Below are 9,824 nucleotides of genomic sequence, written 5' to 3'. Positions count from 1 at the left end.
GTTTACCCAAAAGATGATTTAATCGTCTTGGTAGATTATAATAATGATGTTATTAATGATGCTTTAAAAGTAGCGCGAGAATTTGGCAATAAATTAAAGGCGGTACGTGTTGATACATCGAAAACAATGATTGATCAGTATTTTATTTCTAATCCGGAATTGTTAGGAACATTCGACCCACGAGGTGTTAATCCACCATTAATTTATGAATTACGAAAAGCACTGGATCAAGAAGGGTATAATCATGTTCAAATTGTAGTAAGTGGTGGATTCACAGTAGAAAGAATCTTATCATTTGAAAAACAAGGTGTACCAGTAGATTTATATGGTGTAGGTGGAAGTTTATTAAAAGTTAATATAGGATTTACAGGGGATAATGTTGAGTTAAATGGAGAACCACAGGCAAAAGTTGGTCGAAAACTCCGTGAAAATCCTCGCTTAGAAAAAGTAGAAATGCGTCCTAGATTATAAAAAGATTGGCTTTGTTAATGTTAATTGTTGATTTCTTACAAAACACATTTTTGAATAAGATTTTATACAATTTAAAGAGATTGATTGGAGTGGAAGGTGGGAGACTCCTATGGGAGTAGCGGGAAGGGTGAGACCCCGCAGGCTTGCCGAGGAGGCTCAGCTCACGCCCCATGGAAAGCGAGCATCCTGGAACGGAAATCAACCATCTTTTTCAACGTATTTTCAACAATTTTTTAACATCATAGATTTAGAAAACCCTTCCATTCCAACAACTCATTTTTATAATTTTTACAAATAATTTAATCTTTTTATCGCTTCATATAAATAACATAATTTCTTAAAAATTTGTATTGATAAAGAGTGTAGTTCATTGTATAGTTACATGATGTTACATGAGTATAAAAATGAAATTTGAAATGCCCTTGTTAGTAAATAAGATCATCACTTTTCATAAGTACTTCATTTAACAAATAGAAGTTTAATAGTTAAATAGTTAAACGTTCATATTTCATTACAAGCAATTAAGCTAGACAAACAAAAGGAGTACAAAAATGAGATTAGGAGCGCGTGTTCTAAAAACTGGTATAGCCATTACGCTCGCCATTTATAGCGCGATGTTTTTTGATTTATCAACAGCTTCAATAGCGGGTATCTCTGCTATTTCAGCATTAAAATCATCAGTTAACCAATCGTATAAATCGTTAATTGAACAACTACAAGCTAACTTAATTGGAGCGATCCTAGCAATTATTGCAGTTATTACTTTAGGAAATAATCCAGTTATCATAGGATTTACATGTATCCTAGTCATAATCATTACACTAAAACTAAAACTTGAAAATACAATTGCCACAACATTGGTTACTGTAGTCGTTATTATGGAAGTAAGTACTAGTACTGAACACTTTGCTATCTTTACATTTGATCGTATCGTAGCAGTAATGATTGGTGTATTTGCTGCTTCATTTGTTAATATTTTCTTATTGCCTCCGAATTATGAAAAAAAATTATCTCGCGGCATGATTTCTGCTACTGAACAAACAAATAAATTAATGATGATGGCTTTACACAAAACAGTTAGCCACAATGGCTTAAAAGATGAAATTTATCAATTAAAAGAAATAATGAGAAATGTTACGAAAATATATCGTCTATATAAAGAAGATCGTATTATCATTGTTGGTCGCAAGAAAAAAGAGCATGAAAAGTCTCGAAAAATCGTACTGTTTAGACAAATGCTTGTCACAGCCGATAACGCATTTGATACATTAAAAGCTTTAAACCGTCTTGAATATGAAATAAATGCTTCTCCAAAAGAGTTCCAAGATTTACTCAAAAATGAATTAACGTGCTTAATGCAATATCACGAGCATGCTTTAATGAAATTAATTGGAAAAGTAAATTTTGACCAAACTGCTCCACTTCATAGAGAAGAAAATATATTAAAAGATAAATTAACAAAAGCGTTCTTAGACCACCATGATTTAAATGACGAAGAAAAGCAAAAAACTTGGTTACATTTATTCCAAGTCGTATCAACTATTTTAGAATACAGTGAGAATGTCGAGCACTTAAACACTATCGTTGATAGCCATCAGACTTATCACAAAGAATATCAAGTACAAGTTGAACAAGCTGAAACGATGTAATACTAAGCCTCCAATTATGGAGGCTTTTTTTGCACTTAAAAACTGAAAGGTCGATACTTTATCTGGAGATTTGGGTGTAAGAGGGGTATCTCAGAGGTGTTCAGTTGAATTTATCGTCCTTTTTATAAATAATTAGCAGATTTCTGCTCATTTTTATTCGAATTAGAAAAGATTTGAGCAATTTTGCTAGTTTTCCATTTCAAATTACTACTTTTATACAATTTCAAACACATAATACTCTAACCCGTATACGTAATTACTTAACTTATTTGCGATTCTTGCTATTTTAATTGCTATTTTGGTAAATTTATTTGCGATTCTCTAATTTTATTTGCTATTGTTCCAACTTTATTTGCGATTATCCCCTTATTTGGACTGTTTTCTTCCTTATTTGCAGTTCCCTCACACTTATTTGTGATTCTCTAATTTTATTTGCTGTTGTTCCAACTTTATTTGCGATTATCCCCTTATTTGCACAGTTTTCTTCCTTATTTGCAGTTCCCTCACACTTATTTACGATTCTCTAATTTTATTTGCGATTATCCCCTTATTTGGACTGTTTTCTTCCTTATTTGCACCTCTCGCAGACTTATTTGCACCTCTGACCTACTAACACTTACCTTCTTTCACTCAGTTTTTAAAATAAAAAAAACACACAAAGAAAATCTCTTTGTGCGTTTTAAAAAAGCTTCTGAATTGAATAGCCCTTTTTTTAAACTGTACTACTCTCTAAATTTTGAATTTCAAACAAATGATAATACGCTTCTTTTTTAGCCATTAATTCATCATGCGTGCCGATCTCAACTACTTGACCTTGATCAACATATACTATTTTATCTACATGTGTAATTGTTGATAATCTGTGTGCAATAAAAATTGTTGTTCTGTTTTTTGCCAATTCTTGAATTGCGTCTTGAATATACTTTTCATTTTCTAAATCAAGAGCTGATGTTGCTTCATCAAAAATAAGAATCGATGGATCTCGTAAGAATACACGAGCTATTGCAACACGTTGTTTTTGACCACCAGAAAGTTTTACGCCTCTCTCTCCTACAAGCGTGTCGTATCCATCCGGTAAACTCATAATAAAGTCATGTGCATTTGCTGCTTTAGCAGCTGCAATAACTTCTTCTTCACTTGCATTTGGATTGCCGTAATGAATATTTGATTTGACAGTATCACTAAATAAGAAATTATCTTGTAAAACAATACCGATTTTTTCCCGCATACTTTTTAAGTTATAATCTCTCACATCAACACCGTCTATTTCAATTGAACCTTTTGTTACATCATAGAAACGTGGAATTAAACTAACTAGAGATGACTTCCCTCCACCACTTGATCCAACTAAAGCAATTTTTTGACCAGGTTCAATCTGGAATGTAACGTCCTGAATCACTTCATCATCTTTTGAATTATATTGAAAAGATACATGATTAAAATGGATTTGACCTTCTAATTTCTTGGTATAAATTGCATTTTCTTTATTAACGATATCATATTTTTCATCCATTAATTCAAAGACACGATCCATCGATGCAAATGATTGTGTTAAAGAAGTAGACGAATTCGCTAATCTTCTTAACGGATCATATAATCGATCAATATAACCAACGAAGGCAACCATTTCTCCTAATGTTAAGTGACCATGAATGACTTGATATGCTGAAAAACCAATAATTAATAAAGGGCCTATATCAGTTAATGTATTAATAATGGTAAAGGTTCTCGCATTCCAACTTGTATGCTTTAGAGCTCGATTTAAAAACTCACCGTTTTTCTCTTTAAATAGCTCGCTTTCATAGTCTTCTAATGCAAAGCTTCGTGTAACTTGCATCCCTTGAATTCTTTCTGTTAAGAATCCTTGAAGAACAGCTAAAGCTTGCGATCTTTGTCGCGTTAAGAAACGAAGTCGTCCGAAAAAGTATTTTACTGCCAATGTATAAAAAGGCAAAACGATTAACGATACAATTGTTAACTTCACATCCATTGTTAGCATGATCGTAATCGTAATTAATATCGTAATTAAATCTAACCAAACATTCATTAGTCCCGTTATGACAAAATCTTTTGTAGCCTCAACATCGTTAATTACACGTGAAATGACTTCACCAGTCTTTGCATTTGCATAATATCTAAGGCTAAGTTTTTGTAGATGTTTAAATAAATGTCCCCTAATATCAAATAAAATTCGACTACCGATATATTGAGCATAATACTGTCTGAAATACTCTATTGGTGGCCTTAAAATAACAAATAATCCAAACGCAATCAACATGATATAAATTAGATGCGTGCTCTTTGTTGCGATCGGCAAAGAGGAATTAATAATGTTATCTACTACATATTTTAATAAAAATGGTAATACCAATGGGATTGCAAATTTAACAATACCAATTGCAATCGTTAAAAAGATATGAAATCGATACGGTTTAACAAATTTTAAATAACGTCTTATACTACCCATATTTTCTCCTTTCATATCATTCAAAAAGAAACTGTTGAGCATCGAAATCATACTTTCGAGATTAGATCCCTAGAGTATAAGTCCGCTCAACAGTTTCAATTAATCACGATACATTAAGAAACGTTCATACCAATTATCAATAAAATCAGTAGCAAACGGTCCTTTTCTTTGATGAATTAATTCCTTTAAATAACCTAAGTTCTTTTTTAAGATTGGGTCAATAATAGGAGGATAATTCATTAATTGTCGATGATTCTCATATTCATCTTCATCTAACAGCACGTAAGTCATATCTGGAAAAACTTTAATATCTAGATCATAGTCAATATATTTAATGGCACCATCTTCAAACACGAAAGGCGAGCTAATATTACAATAATAATATACCCCATCTTCTCTAATCATGCCGATGACATTAAACCAATAATCCATATCAAAGTAACAAATTGCTGGCTCTCGTGTAACCCAAGTTCTACCGTCCGATTCAGTTACAAGCGTGCGATCATTTGCACCAATTACTAACTGCTGCGTCCCTTTTAAAATGGTTGTCTCTTCCCATATACGATGAATATGTCCATTATGTTTGTAACTATGTATCTGTATTTTTTCTCCCGGCTTGGGAACGTTCATTGTTTCTCCCTTCTTTCTAGTGTGGACGCATTTCAACACTTTATTTATACTTTACATTTCTATTATAACTAGTTCTTATCCATTTTTAAACAAAAGGGAGAGCAATTTGGTAATATGACCCACAATTTTTATTTTAGTGCTATTTTTCTTTCATCTGAAAAAGATTTTATAATTTGCTGCGTTTGTAATAAAAAGGTGTTTTGGATCGCTTTTAATTCAGTTCTCATAATATGTATTTCATCTTGGATAGACGACAATTTTGACAAGTCTTCTAACTCAAAAAGTTGGTTTTCAATTTCTTGACAACGTTCAATTTCTTCTTGAATTTTTATTAACTGATCCATCGTTTCAAGTTGACGGCTTACCAATTCATCGAATACTTGCATACCATTCACCATCCTTCATTCGTTACTACACTATTTCTTGATAACTAACATAATCCCTTTGACTACATTTGACGATATTTGGCTTTTAACAGAAATATTCCTACATGAGACAAAAAAAGAACACCCTTGTATAAGGGTGCTCTTTTCGAACGTTCTTTATTACAAAACTAGACTGCATGATCTCTCATCAAACAGGAAGATGAATTTAATATAAGTTTCTTCCACTTACATAAATCATCAACAGCGCACTTCTAGCACATCATTTTTAGTTAATTATTATTGTTGGTTTTGTTGTCCAAAGTTTTTAGAAGCAGCTTTTTGTGCAGATTGTGCATTTGCTTCTCTTACCGCTTGAACATCAGTTTCGCTTGAAAACTCTTGTCCAAAACTTTGGTTTTGTTGTTTAACTTTACCAATGTTTGTTCCTGAAGCTGTTTTTCCAGCATTGAATTGGTTGTTGTTGTTGTTCATGATTTATCACCTCCACGAATAATATGATGTCCATTACTCGAAGTAATATGTAAAAAAATTTCATTTTCAGTTTTTTGTTTAATGAACCTATTGGGTGGGAAACTATATATGATATTGCGAGGAGGTTACTATATGTACGTTGGAAGAGATCTTTCAGAATTATCTATGACTCCAAAAACCGAATGGAAAGATAGTGAATTAGAATATTTCCACCACTCGTTTCAACAAATTACTGGTTATTTAAATGTTGAAGGAAGCACGATGCAAAAGGAAATCATAAAAGAAATTGAATCACGCGGTGGTTTGCAAAGAAATGAAGCAGACTGGACTCATGGTTCTAGACCTACTTATGATTAATTTAAAAAAATCCCAACTTATATCTGTTGGGATTTTTCAATTTGTAAATAAATTTTTTGATGAACGACTGGAAAAGGAAGTTCTTTACACTCTTCAATTGTCACCCATTTTTGATTCGCTAATAGCTTTCCTTCATTACTTGCTTCACCCATAAATACATCCATTTTCCATACAAGATGTGAAAAAATATGCTCAATATCAAACTGATAGCTTAATCCTTCAATATCTAAATCAAATTCCTGTTTTAAAAAGAAACTTAAAGTGTCACTTTTAGATAAGATCGTTGATTGAAGTTCCGCAGTAGGAAATTCCCACATATTAGCAAGTAAACCACTAGATGGTCTTTGTTGAATTAAATATTGATTATTTTTATTTTTAATAATTCCAACAGCAAGGTTAACTGGTTTAGGTGCTTTCTTTTTACTTTTGATTGGCAATTCAGCAACTACTCCAGTATCAAAAGCTAAACATTGCTCTCTTACAGGGCAAAGTAAACAAGCAGGATTTGTCGGCGTACAAATGAGTGCACCTAATTCCATCATTCCTTGATTAAAGGAAGAAGGGTCTTCATGACTAATAAGGGCTCTTACAGCCTGTTCAAATATTTTTCGGTTTTTAGGTATTCCAATATCTTCCCAAATGGTTAAAATTCTAGATAATACCCTCATAACATTTCCATCAACAGCTGGCTCTGGTTTACCATATGCGATACTTAAAATAGCACCTGCAGTATATGGACCAATTCCTTTTAATTTACTAATTAATTCAGGGGTATCTGGCACCTTCCCTGAATATACTTCTTGAACTTCTCGCACAGCTGATTGCAAATTTCTAACTCTAGAATAATAGCCAAGGCCCTCCCATGCTTTTAGAACTCTTTCTTCTTCAGCATTTGCCAAATCAGCAATTGTAGGGAAATTTTGCATAAACTTATTATAAAAAGGGATAACTGTATCTACTCGTGTTTGCTGAAGCATTATTTCCGAAACCCAGACTCGATATGGATCTTTGTTCTTTCTCCACGGTAAATCTCTTTGTTCTGCTAAAAACCAATTAACTAAATTATTTTTAAAGTCACTTTTGGGGAAAACTTCTAATGTCTTATTTAAATCATCATTCATAACTTATACCTTTCTATAAAAACGTAATGTCTTTGTTTATAATCTATATTATGGAAATATAAGGGTAAGTAAAGGGAGGAACGTAATGGATACTGGTACTCATCTCGTAATGGGATTTACACTTGGAGGATTAGCAACCCTGAGTCCAATTGTCCTACATGACCCACATTTGACAAACTCAATTTTGTTAACAACAATCATTGGATCTCAATTACCTGATAGCGATACAATTCTAAAACTAAGAAATAATGCAAAATATATTAAACATCATCGTGGAATTACGCACTCTATTCCTGCAGTCATTGGTTGGACATTATCACTATCTACCATTATGACATTATTTAATAAAAGTGAACATTATGGCCTTTATTTATTCTGGGCATTTCTCGCTGTCAGTGTCCACGTATATGTCGATTTATTTAATGCTTACGGTACACAAGCTTTACGGCCATTTTCAAAAAGATGGATAGCATTTGGTATTATTAATACGTTTGATCCAATCATTTTCGCAATTCATTTAATTGGAGTACCATTTGTTATTTTCCACTTTAGAGCAGGACCGATTTGCGTCATGCTTTATCTCATTATGGTTTTTTACTATATTTTTAGGTATCGACAAAAACAAATTGTCATTCAAACTGTTCATCAAAAATTACCTGATGTAAAACGCGTCTATGTCTCACCTTCTATAAAATACACGCATTATCATATTGTAGCAAGTACTGATACACATCACTACGTCGGGAAAATAAAAAAAAGATTATTTAAAATTCATGATGTATTTAAAAGAGTTCCATTACCTGTCATTGAAGATGTAAAAGCAGCATTTAAAGACGAAAATGTAAAATCATTTCTTTCATTTTCTCCAGTCTACATTTGGGAATTAATTGGACACGACGACCATAAAGAACTTAGATTAATCGACTTACGATATCGAACCGAAACGTACTATCCTTTCGTAGCCGTTGTTAAATTCGATTATGAACATAATATTATTAGCTCATATACAGGATGGATTTTTAGTGAAAAGAAATTACAAAAAAAGTTGAAAGTGGAAAGTTAAAAGTTATTTGAATACTTTTTTTTGAAGAATATGTTGATTGGAATGAAAGGATACTCGACTCCTATGTGAAGGCAGGAAAATCAGGAAAAGCAGATAGGAAATATATTATATAGGGATTCAACAAAATGCTTTAAAGTCTTTTAATATCTTTTCCTTTCGCTTTCCCCTTGAACCTGCATTTCCTTGTTCCTGCTCTTAAGCATGCATACTTTAATGTATATGAACATCACTCAGCGATTATTTGACACATGAAATAACCCTTAGCATAATGCTAAGGGTTATTTTCTAATGAATTCGATTATCTTTTTCTTTAATTTCTATATTTTCTAATCCAGGTGGTTTTGCAATTTTAATATCAGTTTCGTGTAAATACTTTCCATATTGTAAAATAAATTGTTGAACAACTTTTTTAGACATTTGTTCACCGTGATATTCTCCTGCTTTTGCATATGTCGCTTCAAAATCTTCCCAAAGCCACTCAACCCAAATTTTCGCTTGTGAATATGTTAATTGATTATTTTCTTTCAGTAATAGTTCAGTTAATTGCTCTAAATATTTCTCCATAATTACACCTTCCAATTTTTAAACATTTAATCTGTTCATAACTGAATTTCAAAATGGTCATCATATTGTTGATGATTCATTTCATCAGTTAGTTTTAACTTCCAGGGGGTATTAAAATGACAACAAAAAGTGAACGTTTTTCAGCTCAAAAACATGATACGAAAATTGATGGCTCAATTGATTACAAATCAAAAAATGCTTCAATACGTCCAAACGGTCAAATAAATACTAGTCCACAAAGAAGAATGGCAAAAAGCGATCCTAGTAACGATTAATTAGTAGAAACGATTTAAGGCGAAAGCCAGGGTTAATTAATCCCTGGTTTTTTTAATAACGCAATTGGGATTCCTATTTCCTCTTCACTCGAACTTTTATTTCCCCAAGCAAATATACCGTTCATATATGAAATCAAAAATAAAACACCAGGTTCTTCAATTAATTCATACTGCTCGCCAGGAATAAACTGACTTGCGTCTAATAAATATGATTGAGCCATTATTTTTTTACGTAGAATCACTTCAAGCTCATTAATCATATCCATTTGTTCTGCTTTTCTAGCTTGGTGATTCAATTCACTGATTTCTTGAACTAATTCATCTTTTGTTAAATCACTGTATCGTTTTGGAATTTGCATATTATGTCTCC

Annotated in this window: 11 protein-coding genes and 1 pseudogene; 5 read left to right on the top strand and 7 right to left on the bottom strand. The window is 32.3% G+C overall.

Going from position 1 to position 9,824, the window contains the following annotated elements:
• Positions 1-471, top strand: a pseudogene (locus B7R67_RS17840) (nicotinate phosphoribosyltransferase); the annotation flags it as partial.
• A gap of 551 nt (positions 472-1,022) precedes the next feature.
• Positions 1,023-2,120 (top strand): FUSC family protein, encoded by a 1,098-nt coding sequence (locus B7R67_RS17830; RefSeq protein WP_088072344.1) that lies wholly within the window; start codon positions 1,023-1,025, stop codon positions 2,118-2,120.
• Positions 2,121-2,832: 712 nt separating this feature from the next.
• Here the strand turns inward: B7R67_RS17830 and B7R67_RS17825 are convergent.
• The 4 genes from B7R67_RS17825 to B7R67_RS17810 all read right to left on the bottom strand — a co-directional run bounded on the left by B7R67_RS17825 (position 2,833) and on the right by B7R67_RS17810 (position 6,074).
• A complete protein-coding gene (locus tag B7R67_RS17825) occupies positions 2,833-4,587 on the bottom strand; it encodes an ABC transporter ATP-binding protein (protein ID WP_088072343.1) in 1,755 nt (584 codons plus the stop codon).
• Positions 4,588-4,686: 99 nt separating this feature from the next.
• Entirely contained in the window at positions 4,687-5,217 is a 531-nt protein-coding gene (gene ntdP / locus B7R67_RS17820; RefSeq protein WP_088072342.1) for a nucleoside tri-diphosphate phosphatase, read from the bottom strand.
• A gap of 128 nt (positions 5,218-5,345) precedes the next feature.
• Entirely contained in the window at positions 5,346-5,603 is a 258-nt protein-coding gene (locus tag B7R67_RS17815; protein WP_088072341.1) for a YgaB family protein, read from the bottom strand.
• 276 nt (positions 5,604-5,879) lie between these two features.
• Entirely contained in the window at positions 5,880-6,074 is a 195-nt protein-coding gene (locus B7R67_RS17810; protein WP_088072340.1) for a gamma-type small acid-soluble spore protein, read from the bottom strand.
• 132 nt (positions 6,075-6,206) lie between these two features.
• On the opposite strand from B7R67_RS17810, the gene B7R67_RS17805 reads away from it, so the two are divergent.
• Complete coding sequence (locus B7R67_RS17805) at positions 6,207-6,431, top strand: hypothetical protein (protein WP_088072339.1); 225 nt, start codon at positions 6,207-6,209, stop codon at positions 6,429-6,431.
• A gap of 17 nt (positions 6,432-6,448) precedes the next feature.
• Here the strand turns inward: B7R67_RS17805 and mutY are convergent, their stop codons facing one another.
• Positions 6,449-7,552 (bottom strand): A/G-specific adenine glycosylase, encoded by a 1,104-nt coding sequence (gene mutY / locus B7R67_RS17800; RefSeq protein WP_088072338.1) that lies wholly within the window; start codon positions 7,550-7,552, stop codon positions 6,449-6,451.
• A gap of 85 nt (positions 7,553-7,637) precedes the next feature.
• Here mutY and B7R67_RS17795 point away from each other — a divergent pair, with 85 nt between their 5' ends.
• Positions 7,638-8,615, top strand: a complete 978-nt coding sequence (locus B7R67_RS17795; protein ID WP_088072337.1) for a metal-dependent hydrolase — start codon at positions 7,638-7,640, stop codon at positions 8,613-8,615.
• A 285-nt stretch (positions 8,616-8,900) separates the two neighbouring features.
• Here B7R67_RS17795 and B7R67_RS17790 read toward each other — a convergent pair whose 3' ends face one another.
• Complete coding sequence (locus tag B7R67_RS17790; RefSeq protein ID WP_088072336.1) at positions 8,901-9,179, bottom strand: YfhJ family protein; 279 nt, start codon at positions 9,177-9,179, stop codon at positions 8,901-8,903.
• 116 nt (positions 9,180-9,295) lie between these two features.
• Between B7R67_RS17790 and sspK the strand changes: the two genes are divergently transcribed.
• A complete protein-coding gene (gene sspK / locus B7R67_RS17785; RefSeq protein WP_088072335.1) occupies positions 9,296-9,454 on the top strand; it encodes a small acid-soluble spore protein K in 159 nt (52 codons plus the stop codon).
• 32 nt (positions 9,455-9,486) lie between these two features.
• On the opposite strand, the gene B7R67_RS17780 is transcribed toward sspK, so the two are convergent.
• Positions 9,487-9,813: a YfhH family protein gene (locus B7R67_RS17780; protein ID WP_088072334.1), complete on the bottom strand. Its 327-nt coding sequence runs from the start codon at positions 9,811-9,813 to the stop codon at positions 9,487-9,489.
• Between the last annotated feature and the right edge of the window lie 11 nt (positions 9,814-9,824).

Source organism: Gottfriedia luciferensis, assembly GCF_002156865.1.
GTDB lineage: Bacteria > Bacillota > Bacilli > Bacillales > Bacillaceae_G > Gottfriedia > Gottfriedia luciferensis.
The sequence above is the reverse complement of the archived record's forward strand: the minus strand, read 5'-3'. Positions and strand labels throughout refer to the sequence as shown.